A 16,537-nucleotide genomic window follows, 5' to 3' on the forward strand; every position below is an offset into this window, starting at 1 on the left:
CGTCCTAGATATCGTCATGCCAGGTGCGGCCGTCGCGCTCGATCAGCGCGATGGCCTGACTCGGGCCCCAGGTACCGGCCGTATAGCCCTGCACCTGCTGACCTGTCGTTTCCCAACCCTTGAGGATCGGATCCACCCATCTCCAAGCGGCCTCGACTTCGTCGCGGCGCATGAACAATGTCTGGTTGGAGCGGATCACGTCCATCAGCAGGCGCTCGTAGGCGTCAGGATTGCGGACATTGAAGGCCTGGGCGAAGCTCATGTCGAGCGATACGCTGCGCAGGCGCATGCCGCCCGGACCCGGATCCTTGATCATCAGCGACTGCTTGACCCCCTCATCCGGCTGCAGGCGAATGATCAACTGGTTGGCGACGATGCGCCCGGCCGCCTGGTCGAAGATCGCATGCGGGATCGGCTTGAAGGTGATGACGATCTCCGACATGCGTCCGGTAAGGCGCTTGCCGGTTCTGATGTAGAAGGGCACACCCGCCCAGCGCCAGTTGTTGATCTCCGCCTTGATGGCGACGAAAGTCTCGGTGTTGGAGACGCCGCCTTCGAGCTCTTCGAGATAACCCTTGACCGGGCCACTGCTCGATGCGCCGGCCCGGTACTGGCCGCGAACCGTTGCCTGCTCGACATTGGAAGCGTCGAGCGGCTTCAGGGCGCGCAGCACCTTCAGCTTCTCATCGCGAACGGCTTCCGAATCCATCGACGATGGTACTTCCATCGCGGTCAGGCAGAGCAGCTGCAGGATGTGGTTCTGCACCATGTCGCGCAGCGCACCGGCCGTATCGTAATAGCCGGCGCGGCCTTCGAGGCCGACCGATTCCGCCACGGTGATCTGCACATGATCGATGTAGTTGGCGTTCCACAGCGGCTCATAGAGCGCGTTGGCAAAACGCAGCGCCATCAGGTTCTGCACCGTCTCCTTGCCGAGATAGTGGTCGATGCGGAAGATCTGCTCTTCCTTGAAGACGCGGCCGATCGTGTCGTTGAGCTGCAGCGCCGAGGCGAGGTCGCGGCCGATGGGTTTTTCGACGACGATGCGGGTCGACTTGGTGATCAGCTTGTGATCATGGATCTTTTGCGAAATGTCGCCGAAGATGCCAGGTGCGACCGCCAGATAGAAGCCGCGCACCCGATCCTTGCTTTCGTCGAGCAGTTTCTTCAGCTCATCCCAGCCGGTATCCGTGCGGGCGTCGACCGAAACATAGTAGAGGCGGGCACAGAACTTCTCGACCTCGGCTTCGTCGTATTCACCTTTCTTCAGGTGTTCCTTCAGCGCGTCCCTGGCGAACTTGCGATATTCCTCATGCGAAAGCGGGCTGCGCGAGGCGCCGATGATACGCGTCGGCTCCTTGAACTGACCCTCGATCTGGCGATGGTAGAGCGCGGGCAAAAGCTTCCGCTCGGCAAGGTCGCCGCTGCCGCCGAAGACGACGCAATCAAAGGGCTCAACGGGAATGATCTGGCTGCTCATGAGCTTGTCTCTCAATCAGGCTGGTTGGCGGCCCTTTTAATCTAATCGATTTAAAAAAGCCAGTGTGCAGTGCAATGAATCTGTCGGGCACCGGTTTTAAAGCGAATTTCCATGAGAGGAAATCCGCAATCGGACTAAAATTTGTCGCGAAGCGCAAACCACGACAAGGCGAGGAAAAGCAGCGGCGCCCGCATACGGGCTCCACCGGGAAAGGCGGGAATATCGAGCGATTCGAACAGGTCGAGATCGCCGGATTTCCCAAGCACCGTTTCCGCATAGAGCTTGCCACAGTAGTTTGACAGCATGACGCCATGGCCGGAGTAACCACCGATCGAGGTGACGCCGGGCATCACATCGCGCACGAAGAGCTGGCGCGGCATGGTGATGCCGACGCTGCCGCCCCAGGCATGGGTGATCTCGATGTCCTTCAGATCAGGATAGATTTCGGCGATCTGCCGGCGGATATGCTGCGAAATGTCTCGCGGATTGTCGGCCGTATAGGCCTCGCGTCCGCCGAACAGCAGACGGCCTTCGAATCGGCGGAAATAACGCACGACGAAGCGCGAATCGGCGACGGCCTCGCCACCCGGCAGCACTTCGGGATGTTTATCGAGCGGAACGGTGGCGCCGATGAAGGAGCGGATCGGCATGACATGACTTGCCGTCACCGGTTCGAGGCCGTCGATATGCCCGTCGCAGGCGATCAGCGCCCGATCGGCAGTGATCGTGCCCCTTGCGGTCTCGATCGTCACCTTGCCGCCGCCCTGGCAGATCGCCTTTGCCGGCGTCATCTCGAAAATGGCAGCACCCGCAGCGGCCGCCACCCGCGCCAGCCCGACGAGCAGTTTCAACGGATGGATGTGGCCGGTGCCGACGTCGCGCACACCGCAATAAAAACGCTTCGAGCCGAGCCGCTCCTGCGTTTCCTTCCCGTCCATGAAGCGCAGATGCGGATAGTCGTAGCGCCGCGCGGCGATTTCGGCATTCTGACGATAGTCGCGTTCGTAGCTTGCCTTGTGTGCGACGTTGAGCTGGCCGGGCACATAGTCGATCTCGATGTCATGTTCCCGGGCGAAATCGAGAAGATGGTGCTTGGCCGCCTCGGCAACGTTAAACAGCGCCTTCGAGCGTTCATAGCCGATCTTTTCCTCGAGTTCCTCCGGCCACCATCGCTGGCCGGTGCCGAGCTGGCCGCCATTGCGCCCGGACGCCCCGTCGCCGAAGCGCCAGGCCTCGATCAGCACCACCGAAACGCCTGACTTGGCGAGATGATAGGCGGCCTGCAGACCGGTATAACCGCCGCCGATGATGGCGACGTCGCATGTTCTCGAGCCGTCGAGAGCGGCATAGGTCGGCCGCTCGCCGACGGTGGCCTGATACCAGGACAGCCCGGGCGCGATCGGGCTCTGCCACATCTCCTGCGATGCCATCCTATCCCTCACACGTTGAGCAGAAGGAATTCCCGCTCCCAGGGGCTGATCACCTGCATGAAGGTCTCGAACTCGCCGCGCTTGACGCCGGCGTAAAGGCCGATGAACTGCGTGCCGAACACCTCTTCGAAGGCAGGCTCATCTTCCATCAGCGCCACGGCTTCCAACAGGCCGCGCGGCAGGTCGATCGAGCCCTCGTTGGCCGAATCCTCCGTCGGCGCCGTCGGCTCGATCTGCTTCATGATGCCGAGCAGGCCGGAAGCGAGCGAGGCAGCGAGCGCCAGATAGGGATTGGCGTCCGAACTCGGCAGCCGGTTTTCCACGCGCCTGGCCTGCGGATCGGACACCGGGACGCGGAAAGCGGTGGTCCTGTTGTCGTAGCCCCAGGCATTGTTGACAGGGCATGACATGTCCGGCTGCAGGCGCCGGTAGGAATTCACGTAAGGGGCAAGCATCGCCATCGCGCTCGGCACGAATTTCTGCATGCCGCCGATGAAATGGAAGAACTCCTTCGAGGCCGATCCGTCCGCATTGGAAAAGACGTTCTTGCCCGTCTCGATATTGACCACCGACTGGTGGATATGCATCGCCGACCCCGGCTGGCCCTGCATCGGCTTGGCCATGAAGGTCGCATAGATGTCGTGTTTCAGCGCCGCCTCGCGGATCGTGCGCTTGAACAGGAACACTTGGTCGGCAAGCTCGATAGGATTGCCGTGGCGCAGGTTGATTTCGAGCTGGGCCGGTCCTTCTTCGTGGATCAGCGTGTCGATCTCCAGCCCCTGTTTCTCCGAGAAATGGTAGATGTCGTCGATCAGTTCGTCGAATTCGTTGATGCCGGCGATCGAATAACCCTGGCCGCCGAGGATCGAGCGGCCGGAGCGGCCCTTTGGCGGGTGCAGCGGATAGTCGGGATCGTCATTCTTGGCGACCAGATAGAATTCGATCTCGGGCGCGACGATCGGCTTCCAGCCGCGGTCATGATAAAGGCTCATGATCCGCTTCAAGACGTTGCGCGGCGTATACGGCACTTCGCCGCCGTCCGAATCGACGATGTCGCAGATCACCTGCGCCGTCGGGTCACTCTCCCAGGGCACGACCGATAGCGTCGAAAGATCGGGCATCAGCTTCAGGTCGCTGTCACGCGGCTCGTAGCGGAAGCTCTCGGTTTCCTCGGGATATTCGCCGGAAATCGTGTGCCGATAGATCGCCGAAGGCAGTGCCAGCGAGGTGTTCGAGGTGAATTTCGAGCTCGGCATCATCTTGCCGCGGGGCACGCCGGCAAGGTCGGGCGTGATGCATTCGATGTCTTCGATGCCCCTGGCTCTCAGCCATTGCGCCGCTTCCTTCCAGTTTGCAACACCGCGCAGGGATCCGGGGTCCGGAGGAGTTTTCGTCGAGGCGGGTACGGTTCTGGCAGGCTTCAGCGTCGTCTTTTTTGGGGACATGACACACCGGTTTGGTTGATCTTGGCGCCATCATAACCGGACTTTGCCAATTGGCGAGGGGTTGAGAACGTTGACTTTCGCTCTGCGATGGAAAAAGAAAGCGCCGATTTGATCAAGGAAACGGGTTTGCAGCGCAAAAGCGACGTCATCGTCATCGGCGCCGGGGCGGCGGGCATGATGGCGGCCATCCGCGCGGGAAAACGCGGTCGTTCGGTCGTGGTCCTCGACCATGCGCGCGCGCCAGGCGAGAAGATCCGCATATCCGGCGGCGGCCGCTGCAATTTCACCAATATCAATGCCGGGCCGAAGAACTTCCTGTCGGCCAATCCGCATTTCTGCAAGTCGGCGCTTGCCCGTTTCACGCCTGCCGATTTCATCGCCATGATCGAGCGGCACGGCATTGCCTGGCATGAAAAGACGCTGGGCCAGCTTTTCTGCGACGACAGCGCCAAGGATATCATCCGAATGCTGCTGGACGAGATGCGCGCCGCCGGCGCGGTGCTGCAGCTCGGCACCGAGATATCGGCCGTCGACAGGCTGGAGACGGGTTTCCGCGTCTCGACCGGCGACGGCGTTTACGAAGCAGCGTCTCTGATCGTCGCCACCGGCGGCAAATCGATCCCGAAGATGGGCGCCACCGGCCTTGCCTATCGCCTCGCCGAGCAGTTCGGCCTGGCCGTGCTCGAAACCCGCCCCGGCCTCGTGCCGCTGACGCTCGATCCCGGCCTGCTCGCAAGCATTGCGCCGCTTGCCGGCATTTCGGCTCCCGCCGAAATCCGCCATGGCAGGACCGCCTTCCGCGAAGCGCTGCTGTTTACCCATCGCGGCCTCAGCGGACCTGCCATACTACAGATCTCCTCCTATTGGCGCGAAGGCGACGAGATCGTCCTTGCCATCGAACCGGATATCGACATCGCCGCGCAGCTGAAGACGGCAAAGCAGCTGAACGGCCGCCAGTCGGCCCAGACCGCGCTTGGCGAGATCGTGCCGAAGCGGCTGGCGCAGTTCCTCGTCGAGCGCGAAAAGATCTCCGGCAATATGGCCGACCTACCCGATAAGGTGCTGCTGCGTCTTGCCGCGAGCGCCCAGAACTTCGCGGTCAAACCTTCCGGCTCTGAAGGCTATCGCACCGCCGAAGTGACCCTCGGCGGCATCGACACGGCCGCGCTCGATTCGCGCAGCATGGAGGCCAAGGCTGTGCCCGGCCTCTATTTCATCGGCGAATGCGTCGACGTCACCGGCTGGCTCGGCGGCTATAATTTCCAATGGGCCTGGGCCTCTGGATTTGCCGCGGGTGAATGCGTCTGAAGCTTTCGTCTTCAGCATATCGGCGGAACCGCTGTTGCGTATATTAGAAATACCGATTCAAGACTTCTTAAGAGAGGTGCGCCATCCTGTCTCAATGGCGGTTTGCAAAGCTCTTACTAAATTAAGCTTTACCGGCAAGCCGTTTTGTTGGATTGTTGTGTCAGAAGAGTGAGGTTTCGAGCATGACCAGAAACGCACGACGCGCCCGCGCCATCGCAATCACCCAGGCAAAGCCTGACGCCCGCACGGCAGTCCTGCGATATTTGATGCTCGCAGCCGGCGCCACAGCCGCCAGCCTGGCGCTGCTGCTCGCGCATTTCCTCTGACCGGTTCTCGCATCCCAAAGTAACCTTGCCGCCTTCGATCGCGACATCGCGATCCTTTGACGCATAAATTGCAACTAATTCACCGTCTTGGCTGAACCAGCCATCACCGCTTATCCGAAAATTAATATCTAATCTGACACAATTGCCCGCGATTATTTGGGCATCTCCAACTTGCTTGGACATGAACCGGCAATGACTGCCGCCTGGCTTCCGGGTTCCCCAATGTAGAGAGAATAGCTCGATGTGCACTCGGCTGGCGCGCCTGACGGCTGCCCGCGGGAGGAGTAGTGTATGAAAGGCCCGGAACGCGATGTTGATTGACAAGATTCTTTCCCGCTTCAAGATCAAGACGAAGGTTCTGATCTTCGTTCTGCCGTTCGTTGTGACCATTTCGGCGGTGGGCCTGACGGGCCTTTATGCTTCCGGACTGCTGCAGGGCCGCATGGAAATCTCCAACAGCGTGCTGCAGTCGCTGAGTGGGTTCAAGGATCTCTACGGTTCGATGGACGACTTCCTGCGCATCACCAGCCAGCAGGCGCGCGACAAGCTGCTCACCGATCTGAAGACCCAGCAGGGCGTGCTTGACCAGACGCTGAGCCAGGTGGGCGAAGAGGCTTCCGGCCGCGACAGCCTTGCCGAGGCCTCCCGCCGCACCAAGGATATTTCAGGTGTCGTCGACAAGCTCTGGGCCCTGCATGAGCAGGAAGAGGCGCTGCATCAGCAGATCGACGCGGCGCAGAAGAGCCTGATCAGCACCCGCTTCACGGTCTCCTACCAGGCCGAGGAATTGCAGACGGCGCTGCAGAGCGACGAAAGCGCCGCCACCGTCACCCTTCGCACCGCCGACCGCCTGCTGAAAGGCGGCGATTTCCTCGGCACCGTCGCCAGCGGCTTCAGCAAGCCCCAGACGCCCCAGGACAAGATCGCCTTCATCAACGAGCAGATGCCGGAGATCATCAAGGCCCAGCGCCTGATCGCCATTTCGGTCCCGACCAACCAGAAAAACGTCATCGACGCCCTGGCTGCGACCATCGACGGCATCAAGGCGATTGCCCAGATGCCCGCTCCGACCGACGAGAACGTCGCCGAACTCGGCCGTCTCGTCTCCCGCTTCCGCCAGACCTCGACCTATACGCAGCTGACCGCGACGCAGAAAATGCGCGAGGCGACCCAGCGGTTTGCCGAGCTCGAAGGCCGCATCGCCCAGACCAACTCCGTCCTTCAGGACACGCGGCGCCTGGAAAATTCCGTCTATGCGCTGCAGATCGTGCTGTCCGATTTCCTCTCCAATTCGAGCAAGGATAACCTCGTGCGCCTGCAGCAGCAGGCCGGCACGCTCGGCAAGGATATGCAGGTGCTGACCACCAGCGCCAAGGGCATGGGCTTTGCCGAAGGCATCTCCGAGGCGATCCAGCCGGCCCTCGACGCCATTTCCGGCGGCGGCTCGAAGATCGTCGATACGATCGGCGAGCGCGTCACGGCTTATGCCGCCGCCCGCCAGGAGCTCGACCAGATCTGGACGAAGCTGACCGATTTCGCCGAGCTGCAGAAGCAGACTGCCGGCACCGAGCGCACCCAGGCAAACAGCATCTCGGTCCTGACCACTGGCCTCGGCATCCTGCTGTCGATCCTCGGCGGCATCGCCCTGGTGCTGACGCTGCAGCGCCCGATCAGCCAGATCACCGCCGCCATGCGCCGCATCGCCGAAGGGGCGCTGGATACCAGCATTTCAGGCGAGCAGCGCTACGACGAAATCGGCGACATGGCCCGCGCGCTCGGCATCTTCAAGGAAAATGCCATCTCGAAGATCCGGATCGAGGAGCAGAGCGACGAGGAGCGCGCCGCCGCCGAACACGAGCGCCAGCGCAACGACGCCGAAAAGCGCGAGATGGACCGGCAGATCGAATTTGCGGTCAATGAGCTCGCCGCCGGCCTCGAGCGCATGTCGCAGGGCGATATCTCGACGACCATCGAAACGCCCTTCATCGGCCGCCTCGAACAGCTGCGTCAGGATTTCAACGGTTCGATGCTGCGCCTGCAGGCGACGATGAGCCAGATCCGCGACAATGTCGAGCTGATCCAGGGCAACGGCAACCAGATGGCCCAGTCGGCCGAGGATCTCTCCAAGCGCACCGAACAGCAGGCGGCTTCGCTCGAAGAGACTGCCGCTGCCGTCGATCAGATCACCGTCACGGTCCGCTCCTCGGCCGAACGCGCCAAGGATGCCGACCAGATCGTCCGCCAGGCCAAGCGCAGCGCCGACGATTCCGCCGTCGTCGTCAGCAATGCGATCGACGCGATGGGTCGCATCGAGGATGCCGCGCGGCAGATCGAGCAGATCATCGGCGTCATCGACGAGATCGCCTTCCAGACCAATTTGCTGGCCCTCAACGCCGGCATCGAAGCGGCGCGCGCCGGCGAGGCCGGCAAGGGTTTCGCCGTCGTCGCCATGGAAGTCCGCGAACTCGCCCAGCGCTCCGCCGCCGCGGCGCAGGAGATCAAGGGACTGATCAACAAGTCGACCAACGAGGTCAGCTCCGGCTCGCAATTCGTGCAGGAGACCGGCACGGTGCTCGCCAAGATCAGCGCCCAGATCGTCACGATCAGCCAGCATGTCGAGATGATCGCCCGCGCCAGCCACGACCAATCCAACGCGCTGCAGAGCGTCAACTCGACCGTCAATCAGATGGACCAGATGACGCAGAAGAATGCTGCCATGGTCGAGGAAACGACCGCCGCCAGCCGCGAACTGGCCGACGAGGCCGATGCGCTGCGCCGCCTCATCCAGCAGTTCAAGATTGACGGCGGGGCGGGCGAAGCGCCGGTCTACCGCGCCGCCTGATCAACGCTAGATTTCCGTTCTTTCGACGGCCCCGGTTTTCCGGGGCCGTTTGCATATCGGGACGGCCACGATCAGCCGCCTTGGCAGGCCAATCGGAATGTCCGAGGGGCTAGCCCGCCCAATTCAGATTTACGGAAAATTTTCCTTAACGCTTTTCCTCTAATTTAGCCCTCATTGTACCGCCGGGGATTTTCATGCCGCGCCTTTTCTTTACATCCATCGTCCGTCAGATCGTTGCGATCACACTGTTTCTGCTGGCGATCAGCACGGCGGCCATCGTCGGCGTGACCTATTACAATCTGAGCCGCAACGTGATGGATGGCGCCGTCTCCGACGCCAGGGACGCCGCCCGGGCCATGGCCGTCCTCTACGGCGCGGCCGATCAGGCTGCGAAGGTCGAGGTGAAGGACAACAAGCTCTCCGCCGTCACCGAAGAGGCCATTCCGGCCCTTGCCGATCATTCGCTGGTCGACCGCACCGCCCAGTCGATTGCCGGCGTTGCGACCATCTTCCAGAAACAGGGCGGCGACTACGTCCGCATATCCACCAACGTCAAGAAGGAAAACGGCGACCGCGCCGTCGGCACCAAGCTTGCAGCCGAGCACCCGGCCCAGCCGGTTCTCGCCCGGGGCGAGGCCTATTTCGGCCCGGCCGAGCTGTTCGGCCGCAAATTCATGACCGGTTACTTTCCGATCAAGAATGCAGCGAACGCCAGTGTCGGCATTCTCTTCATCGGCATTCCGATGGAGTTCTACTATCAGCGCATGAATGAGCTGCTGATCCTGGTTCTCGGCATCGGCGCCGTCGTCATGCTGCTCGTCGGTGTTCTCGCCTTTTATGCGATCCGCCTGTCGGTAAAGCCGTTGCAGGCCCTGACCGCGAGCGTCCACACGATCTCCTCAGGCGATCTCGACGGGGCGATCCCCTGTCTCGAGAAGAACAACGAGTTCGGCGAGATCGGTCGCGCCCTCTCGCTCTTCCGCGACAGCGCCCTTGCACGGCGCGACCTGGAAACCGAGGCGGCCGAACAGCGCGCCTTGAGCGATGCCGAACGCGCCAGGAACGATGCCGACAAACGCTCGCTCGACAGTCAGATCGACTTTGCCGTCAACCAGCTTGCCGCCGGCCTCGGGCGTCTGTCGCAGGGGGATGTCTCGCAAACGATCGGCACACCCTTCGTCGGCCGGCTGGAGCAGCTTCGCGTCGATTTCAACGCATCGCTGCTGCGGCTGCAGGATACGCTGTCCGGTATCCGCGACAGCGCCTCGATGATCCAGCGCAATAGTGGCGCCGTCTCCGCCTCTGCCGACGAGCTTTCCAAGCGCACCGAGGCGCAGGCGGCGAACCTGGAGGAGACTGCCGCTGCGGTCGAGGAGATCACCGTCACGGTCCGCTCTTCCGCCGAGCGCGCCCGGGAAGCCAACAATGTCGTGGCCGCGACCAAGAAGACGGCCGACAATTCCGGCACCGTCGTCGGTGATGCCGTCGCCGCCATGGAGCGCATCGAGGAGGCCTCGCAGCGGATTGAACAGATCATCGAGGTGATCGACGATATCGCCTTCCAAACCAATCTTCTGGCGCTTAACGCCGGTATCGAGGCGGCACGAGCCGGCGAGGCGGGCAAGGGTTTTGCCGTCGTCGCCCAGGAGGTCCGCGAACTCGCCCAGCGTTCGGCCGATGCGGCGCGCGAGATCAAGTCGCTGATCGAAACATCCAGCCGTGAAGTGACGGCCGGCTCCGAACTGGTCCAGAGGACCGGAAGCGTCCTTGCCTCGATCAGCCAGGAAATCATTGCGATCAGCGGTCATGTCGAAACCATCGCCACCGCCAGTCGCGACCAGTCGGCGGCGCTGCAGGAGGTCAACGGTTCGGTGAACGCCATGGACCAGATGACACAGAAGAACGCCTCGATGGTGGCCGAGGCGACGCAGGCAAGCCGCCGCCTCGCCGGCGAAGCCGATACGTTGATGGCGCTCATCGAGCGTTTCCGCATCGGCGCAGAACCGGCGCCCGCTCACCTCGGCGCAAGGAAGATCGCCTGAGGAGCGCGGCCGTGACGGCCGCAGGATTGCGCCGCAACGCTGCGGCGTCTTCCGTTCGATCCGACCCGCCTTAGAATGAGGTGGATCGAGGCCAGCCAGGCGGCGAAGCGAACGATGCTGCTGTCGCCGAACTCGGCATAAAACCGGTCTTCATCCGCTTTGGAACCGCTTGGCTTGCAATAATGCCGGTATCCGTGGACGCCGGCGATGGTGATCATGTCGATCATGGCGATGTCCTTTCTGTATCAGACATCACTTCATTTAGGCCTCAATATTGTCTTCATAAACAGGAAAAATCCCGCTATGTTTTTCATTGATGAAAAACGCGAATTGGGATTCCTATCAGCTTTTCCTGCAGGTCGCCCGGCTCGGCGGCCTGACGGGAGCAAGCGTCGCAAGCCGGCTCAGCCCCGCTACGGTCGGCCGGCGCATGCTCGAGCTCGAACAGGAGGTCGGCCGCGCCCTGTTCTCGCGCAGCCAGACCGGTTATCGGCTGACGCAGGATGGCCAGGCGCTGCTCGATCATCTGCAGGAAATGGAGGCCGCCGCCCGCAAGGTGGAAGCCTGGCGGCAATCGGGCGAGGGCGGCACGACCGTCAGGATCACCGCCGGCACCTGGGTCGCGTGGCTGCTGACCGAGAATTTTGCCGCGATCCGCATGCCGGGCGATGCATTCGCCATTGCGCTCAGCATCGGCGAGGCGCGGGCAAGCCTTGCCTATCGTGAAAGCGATATCGGCCTTCGCGCCTTCGAGCCGGAGGAAGCCAACCTGGCCGCACGCCTGCTCGGGGAGGTGGCCTATGCCGTCTATGCCAGACGCAACGCCGCCGAGTCCGATGAACGCTGGATTGCCGTCGGCGAGGAGGAGGCGATATCGGCGTATCTGCGCTGGCCGCACGCCCATGCCGCATCCGGGATCGTCGCCACCGTCAATCGACCGCGTTCGCTGCCGGATCTGGTGCGCGCCGGCGCCGGCAAGACGGTGCTTCCCTGTTTCGTCGGCGATCTCCATCCGGAATTGCAGCGCCAGGGCGGCGAATTGCCGGAATTGCGCCACCGTCAATGGATCGTCATGAACGCCGAGGACCGCCATCGCCCCGAAATCCGCACCGTTGCCGACCGAATGACCAAGCTCATCCGAAGCTATGCCGATCTCTTCGCCGGAAAACGGCCGAGCCGCGGTTGACGTTAACGATGAAGCGCCCGCGCATCTCCGGGACGTGCGGGCACTTGGATGAAGGCCGGCGACCCGAGGTCGCCAGGCTATGCTTGTCAGTGCCGGTTGGTGACGACGACCGGAATGAGCAGGTCGCCCCAGTTGCCGTCGCCGCCGTGATGACGGGCCGAGCGCACCAGTTCGACCGAAACGCCGGCCTCGACCGCTTTCATGACCGACTGGTTCAGCCGGTGCAGGTCGTTGGCGAGCATGCGGATCGTCGTCTGCTGATCCTCGCTCATGCTGGTCGTCTGCTCTTCGGCCCGTTCCCGGACGCGTGAAATGGATGCCATGGTTCTGTCCTCCTCTTCGGGTTATTCCGCAGCTGGTTTGAACTGCGCATGTTCGGTTGAATCGTGCATCGCCGTGGTCGACGACCGGCCGCCGGTGATGGCGAGCGACACGGCGTCGAAATAGCCGGTGCCGACCTCGCGCTGATGCTTGGTGGCGGTATAACCATAGTCCTCTGCGGCGAATTCGGCCTCCTGCAGCTCGGAATATGCCGACATTTGCCGCTGCCGGTAGCCGCGCGCCAGCTCATACATGCCGTAGTTCAGTTGGTGGAACCCGGCGAGCGTGATGAACTGGAACTTGTAACCCATCGCCCCGAGTTCGCGCTGGAACTTGGCAATCGTCGCCTCGTCGAGGTTCTTCTTCCAGTTGAAGGACGGCGAGCAATTATAGGCGAGCAGCTTGCCGGGATGGACTCTGTGGACACCTTCGGCAAACCGGCGCGCCTGCTCGAGATCCGGCTTGGAAGTCTCGCACCAGATCAGGTCGCAATGCGGCGCGTAGGCGACGGCCCGGGCGATGCACGGCTCGATGCCGTTTCTGACCTGGTAGAAGCCTTCGACGGTGCGCCCGGCATCGTAATCGACGAAGGGCTGGTCGCGCTCGTCGATGTCGGAGGTGAGCAGCTTTGCCGCTTCCGCGTCGGTGCGGGCGATCACCAGCGTCGCCACGCCCATGACGTCGGCGGCAAGCCGTGCGGCGTCGAGATTGCGGATATGGGCCGCTGTCGGGATCAGTACCTTGCCGCCGAGATGGCCGCACTTCTTCTCCGAGGCGAGTTGGTCCTCGAAATGGACGCCGGCAGCACCTGCCTCGATATAGGCCTTCATGATCTCGAAGGCATTGAGCGGCCCGCCGAACCCGGCTTCCGCATCGGCGACGATCGGCGCGAACCAGGTGTCGACGGAAAGTCCGCTACCTTCCGACGTCTCGATCTGATCGGCGCGCTGCAGGGTGCGGTTGATGCGTTTGGCAAGCTCCGGCCCCGCATTGGCGGGATAAAGCGACTGGTCGGGATACATCGCCGATGCCGTATTGGCGTCGGCCGCCACCTGCCAGCCGGAGAGATAGATCGCCTTCAGCCCGGCGCGCACCATCTGCATGGCTTGGTTGCCGGAAAGTGCGCCGAGCGCATTGACGAAATCCTCCTGGTGGAGAAGCCGCCACAACCGGTCCGCCCCCATTTCCGCCAGCGTATAGGTGAGCGCCACCGAGCCTCTGAGCCGCTGCACATCGGCGGCCGAGTAGGGCCGTTCGATGCTGTCGAAGCGGCCTGCCGGTGCGTTTTGGACAAGCTTGTAAAAATCGGTCATGCTGCTCTCCTTACTTAAAATTGCCGTCTCCGGTGTCGCATTCTAGAATTTACAAAGACGCCCGAGATTGCCAGAAAAACCTTTGATATTGGCGGCGGAAACGGGTTATTATGCGGAGGATTTACAGGCCCGTGCTGTGAATTTGTAAAATTTTGTAAATCCGGTTGCCTGGCTTTTTGTAAAAGAGTGTGACATGGCGGAACGGAAGATTTTTGCAGGCGCGAAAGTGCGGCGCATCCGCAATGCGCTGGCACTGACGCAGACCGCCATGGCCGAGGCGCTGGAGATTTCGCCCTCCTATCTGAACCTCATCGAGCGCAACCAGCGGCCTTTGACGGTGCAGCTCCTCTTGAAGCTCGCGGCCGTCTACAAGGTCGATCTGGAGGAATTGCGGGGGCAGACCGGCGGCAGCCTCGGCCAGCTCAAGGAGGTCTTCGCCGATCCGCTGCTTTCGGGTGAACTGCCCGGCGACCAGGAATTGGTCGAGGTGGCAGAGGCCGCACCCAATGCCGCAAGCGGCATGATCAAGCTCTATCGCGCCTATCGCGAACAGGCCGCCCGGCTCTCCGACCTGACGGGGCTGATGGCCGCCGAGGGACATGCGCCGGTCGCCGTCGGCCGCTTGCCGCTCGACGAGCTGCGCGAGACGCTGGAGCGCAGGTCGGCCTATTTCGGACGGATCGAGACGGCGGCGGAAGCCTTTGCCGCGACGCTTCCCGGCGGCGCCGATCTTGCCGCCGGGCTGAAGGACTGGCTGCGGGCCGAGCGCGGCATTGCGGTGCGCGTCCTGCCGGTGCACGTCATGCCGGATCTGCGCCGCCGTTTCGATCGTCATTCGATGCGGCTGTTCATTTCCGAACGCCTGTCGCCGGCCGACCGTGCGCATGAGATCGCTATCGAGGCCGCCAGCCTCGCCTTGCTCCCGGCCATCGATGCCGAACTCGACGATCTCTCGCTCTCCTCCGCCGAGGCGCGCCGCATCGCCCGCTTCGAGCTGGCCCGCATCGCGGCCCTGGCGCTCGCCATGCCCTATGAGGCCTTCCTGTCGGCGGCCAAGGCGGTGCGCTACGACATCGATATTCTTCGGGCCCGCTTTTCCGTCTCCTTCGGCCATGCCGCCACGCGTCTGACCATGCTGCAGCGGCCAGGGGCGGCGGCTATTCCCTTCTTCATGATGGAGATCGATGCCGCCGGCCACCGGCTGCGGCGAGGCGGCGCTCAGGGCTTTCCGCAGGCCCGTTTCGGCGGCGGCTGTCCGAAGCTCAATATCCATGCCGTCTTCCTGCAGCCGGGTCAGATTCTCGCCGAGACAGTGGTCATGCCGGATGGCGCATCCTTCCTGACGGTTGCCCGCACCCTGGAGGGGCCGAGCGTTGAATTCGGCGAAAGGGTGAGGCGGACCGCAATCCTGATTGTCTGTGACGCCGCCCTTGGCGAGGGCCTGGCCTATGGGCAGGCGACGGCGCTCGATCCGGTCACGATCGGCCCGGCCTGTCGCCTCTGCGAGCGGCGCGGCTGTCTTTCCCGCGCCGAGCCGCCGGTGACGAGGCCGCTCGGGCTCGACGAGATGGTGGCGGGTCTCAGCGCCTTCGACTTCCGGTGATTGTGAAATCGTTGAGAGCGCAGTTTTTGCGCTTGTGAGCTTAGAAATTCCTTCTTAGTCTGCGGACAAACCAGAGGGAAAAGATGTCCGGAGATACGGGCGCTTTGAACAAACAGGAGAAGTCATGAGGTCAACCATCGCAAGCGTGACGGCCGCCGCCATCGCCGCGCTCTTTGCCGCCGCTCCAGCCGTTGCGCAGGAGCGCGTCGTCAATGTCTACAATTGGTCGGATTATATCGACGACAGCATCCTGACCGATTTCACCAAGGAAACCGGCATCAAGGTCGTTTACGACACCTTCGATTCGAACGAGACCGTAGAAACCAAGCTGCTTGCCGGCGGCACCGGTTATGACGTCGTCGTTCCCACCGCCGACTTCCTGCAGCGCCAGATCCAGGCGGGCGTTTTCCAGAAGCTCGACAAGTCGAAGCTGCCGAACCTGTCCAACATGTGGGACGTGATCCAGCAGCGCACCGCCGCATACGATCCGGGCAATGAATATGCGGTCGATTACATGTGGGGCACCGACGGTATCGGCTATAACGTCAAGAAGGTCGCCGAGATCCTCGGTCCCGATGCCAAGCCGGGCCTCGAAGTGATCTTCGATCCGAAGGTCGCCGAAAAATTCAAGGACTGCGGCATCTACGTGCTCGACACGCCGAAGGACGTCATGACCACGGCGCTGAAATATCTTGGCCTCGATCCGAACTCCACCAAGGCCGAAGATTTCAAGAAGGTCGAGGAATTGCTGACGGCGGTGCGCCCCTATATCCGCAAGTTCCACTCGTCCGAATATATCAACGCCCTTGCCAACGGCGATATCTGCATCGCCTTCGGCTATTCCGGCGACATGCTGCAGGCCCGCGACCGGGCCGCCGAAGCCAAGAACGGCGTCGAGGTCAACTACTCGATCCCGGTCCAAGGCGCCCAGATGTGGTTCGACATGATGGCGATCCCGGCCGATGCCAAGCATGTGGCCGAAGCGCATGAGTTCCTGAATTACATGATGAAGCCCGAGGTCATCGCCAAGGCGAGCGACCACACCTTCTATGCCAACGGCAACAAGGCCTCGCAGCAGTTCGTCAGCAAGGAGGTGCTGGAAGATCCGGCGATCTACCCGACCGAAGAGGTGATGAAGGGACTCTTCACGGTAAAGCCATGGGACCCGAAGACCCAGCGTACCGCGACGCGGATCTGGACGAAGGTCGTCACCGGCCAGTAAGTCGATGCCAGGCCCGGAC

The 16,537-nt window shown here is 62.4% G+C and carries 13 protein-coding genes; 7 read left to right on the top strand and 6 right to left on the bottom strand.

Translation table 11 applies throughout. The features are described from left to right. Window positions 1-4 precede the first annotated feature (4 nt). The 3 genes from zwf to J2J99_RS03725 all read right to left on the bottom strand — a co-directional run bounded on the left by zwf (window position 5) and on the right by J2J99_RS03725 (window position 4,355). A complete protein-coding gene (gene zwf / locus J2J99_RS03715) occupies window positions 5-1,480 on the bottom strand; it encodes a glucose-6-phosphate dehydrogenase (protein ID WP_168295990.1) in 1,476 nt (491 codons plus the stop codon). A gap of 134 nt (window positions 1,481-1,614) precedes the next feature. Continuing rightward, complete coding sequence (locus J2J99_RS03720) at window positions 1,615-2,910, bottom strand: NAD(P)/FAD-dependent oxidoreductase (protein WP_168295991.1); 1,296 nt, start codon at window positions 2,908-2,910, stop codon at window positions 1,615-1,617. A gap of 8 nt (window positions 2,911-2,918) precedes the next feature. Next, window positions 2,919-4,355: a glutamine synthetase family protein gene (locus J2J99_RS03725; RefSeq protein WP_097605612.1), complete on the bottom strand. Its 1,437-nt coding sequence runs from the start codon at window positions 4,353-4,355 to the stop codon at window positions 2,919-2,921. A gap of 87 nt (window positions 4,356-4,442) precedes the next feature. On the opposite strand from J2J99_RS03725, the gene J2J99_RS03730 reads away from it, so the two are divergent. The 4 genes from J2J99_RS03730 (at window position 4,443) to J2J99_RS03745 (ending at window position 10,873) form a co-directional block, all read left to right on the top strand. Beyond that, a complete protein-coding gene (locus tag J2J99_RS03730; RefSeq protein ID WP_168295992.1) occupies window positions 4,443-5,663 on the top strand; it encodes a BaiN/RdsA family NAD(P)/FAD-dependent oxidoreductase in 1,221 nt (406 codons plus the stop codon). 182 nt (window positions 5,664-5,845) lie between these two features. Then, window positions 5,846-5,989 carry a hypothetical protein gene (locus J2J99_RS03735; protein ID WP_168295993.1) on the top strand — a complete coding sequence of 48 codons (144 nt, stop codon included), beginning with the start codon at window positions 5,846-5,848 and terminating at the stop codon, window positions 5,987-5,989. Between the two features lie 310 nt (window positions 5,990-6,299). Then, window positions 6,300-8,831: a methyl-accepting chemotaxis protein gene (locus J2J99_RS03740; protein ID WP_168295994.1), complete on the top strand. Its 2,532-nt coding sequence runs from the start codon at window positions 6,300-6,302 to the stop codon at window positions 8,829-8,831. A gap of 194 nt (window positions 8,832-9,025) precedes the next feature. Then, complete coding sequence (locus J2J99_RS03745) at window positions 9,026-10,873, top strand: methyl-accepting chemotaxis protein (protein ID WP_168295995.1); 1,848 nt, start codon at window positions 9,026-9,028, stop codon at window positions 10,871-10,873. On the opposite strand, the gene J2J99_RS03750 is transcribed toward J2J99_RS03745, so the two are convergent. Beyond that, window positions 10,846-11,100 (bottom strand): hypothetical protein, encoded by a 255-nt coding sequence (locus J2J99_RS03750; RefSeq protein ID WP_168295996.1) that lies wholly within the window; start codon window positions 11,098-11,100, stop codon window positions 10,846-10,848. The two genes, J2J99_RS03745 and J2J99_RS03750, sit on opposite strands and share 28 nt — an antisense overlap. An 89-nt stretch (window positions 11,101-11,189) precedes the next feature. Between J2J99_RS03750 and J2J99_RS03755 the strand changes: the two genes are divergently transcribed. Continuing rightward, window positions 11,190-12,059 (top strand): LysR family transcriptional regulator, encoded by an 870-nt coding sequence (locus J2J99_RS03755; RefSeq protein WP_168295997.1) that lies wholly within the window; start codon window positions 11,190-11,192, stop codon window positions 12,057-12,059. Between the two features lie 86 nt (window positions 12,060-12,145). Here J2J99_RS03755 and J2J99_RS03760 read toward each other — a convergent pair whose 3' ends face one another. Both J2J99_RS03760 and aceA read right to left on the bottom strand, forming a co-directional pair. Continuing rightward, a complete protein-coding gene (locus tag J2J99_RS03760) occupies window positions 12,146-12,382 on the bottom strand; it encodes an SMc00767 family acetate metabolism repressor (RefSeq protein WP_004673767.1) in 237 nt (78 codons plus the stop codon). 21 nt (window positions 12,383-12,403) lie between these two features. Then, on the bottom strand, window positions 12,404-13,693 hold the full coding sequence (aceA, locus tag J2J99_RS03765; protein WP_168295998.1) for an isocitrate lyase: 1,290 nt from the start codon (window positions 13,691-13,693) through the stop codon (window positions 12,404-12,406). Window positions 13,694-13,886: 193 nt separating this feature from the next. On the opposite strand from aceA, the gene J2J99_RS03770 reads away from it, so the two are divergent. Next, entirely contained in the window at window positions 13,887-15,296 is a 1,410-nt protein-coding gene (locus J2J99_RS03770) for a helix-turn-helix domain-containing protein (RefSeq protein WP_168295999.1), read from the top strand. Window positions 15,297-15,420: 124 nt separating this feature from the next. Further along, a complete protein-coding gene (locus J2J99_RS03775; protein WP_168296000.1) occupies window positions 15,421-16,518 on the top strand; it encodes a polyamine ABC transporter substrate-binding protein in 1,098 nt (365 codons plus the stop codon). Window positions 16,519-16,537 lie beyond the last annotated feature (19 nt).

The sequence above is a fragment of the Rhizobium binae genome, assembly GCF_017357225.1.
Taxonomy (GTDB): domain Bacteria; phylum Pseudomonadota; class Alphaproteobacteria; order Rhizobiales; family Rhizobiaceae; genus Rhizobium; species Rhizobium binae.

What these genes read in the sequence shown, in the direction of transcription:
- zwf (WP_168295990.1), bottom strand. Translation starts at nt 1,480, where the DNA reads ATGAGCAGCCAGATCATTCCCGTTGAGCCCTTTGATTGCGTCGTCTTC.
- J2J99_RS03720 (WP_168295991.1), bottom strand. Translation starts at nt 2,910, where the DNA reads ATGGCATCGCAGGAGATGTGGCAGAGCCCGATCGCGCCCGGGCTGTCC.
- J2J99_RS03725 (WP_097605612.1), bottom strand. Translation starts at nt 4,355, where the DNA reads ATGTCCCCAAAAAAGACGACGCTGAAGCCTGCCAGAACCGTACCCGCC.
- J2J99_RS03730 (WP_168295992.1), top strand. Translation starts at nt 4,443, where the DNA reads ATGGAAAAAGAAAGCGCCGATTTGATCAAGGAAACGGGTTTGCAGCGC.
- J2J99_RS03735 (WP_168295993.1), top strand. Translation starts at nt 5,846, where the DNA reads ATGACCAGAAACGCACGACGCGCCCGCGCCATCGCAATCACCCAGGCA.
- J2J99_RS03740 (WP_168295994.1), top strand. Translation starts at nt 6,300, where the DNA reads ATGTTGATTGACAAGATTCTTTCCCGCTTCAAGATCAAGACGAAGGTT.
- J2J99_RS03745 (WP_168295995.1), top strand. Translation starts at nt 9,026, where the DNA reads ATGCCGCGCCTTTTCTTTACATCCATCGTCCGTCAGATCGTTGCGATC.
- J2J99_RS03750 (WP_168295996.1), bottom strand. Translation starts at nt 11,100, where the DNA reads ATGATCGACATGATCACCATCGCCGGCGTCCACGGATACCGGCATTAT.
- J2J99_RS03755 (WP_168295997.1), top strand. Translation starts at nt 11,190, where the DNA reads ATGAAAAACGCGAATTGGGATTCCTATCAGCTTTTCCTGCAGGTCGCC.
- J2J99_RS03760 (WP_004673767.1), bottom strand. Translation starts at nt 12,382, where the DNA reads ATGGCATCCATTTCACGCGTCCGGGAACGGGCCGAAGAGCAGACGACC.
- aceA (WP_168295998.1), bottom strand. Translation starts at nt 13,693, where the DNA reads ATGACCGATTTTTACAAGCTTGTCCAAAACGCACCGGCAGGCCGCTTC.
- J2J99_RS03770 (WP_168295999.1), top strand. Translation starts at nt 13,887, where the DNA reads ATGGCGGAACGGAAGATTTTTGCAGGCGCGAAAGTGCGGCGCATCCGC.
- J2J99_RS03775 (WP_168296000.1), top strand. Translation starts at nt 15,421, where the DNA reads ATGAGGTCAACCATCGCAAGCGTGACGGCCGCCGCCATCGCCGCGCTC.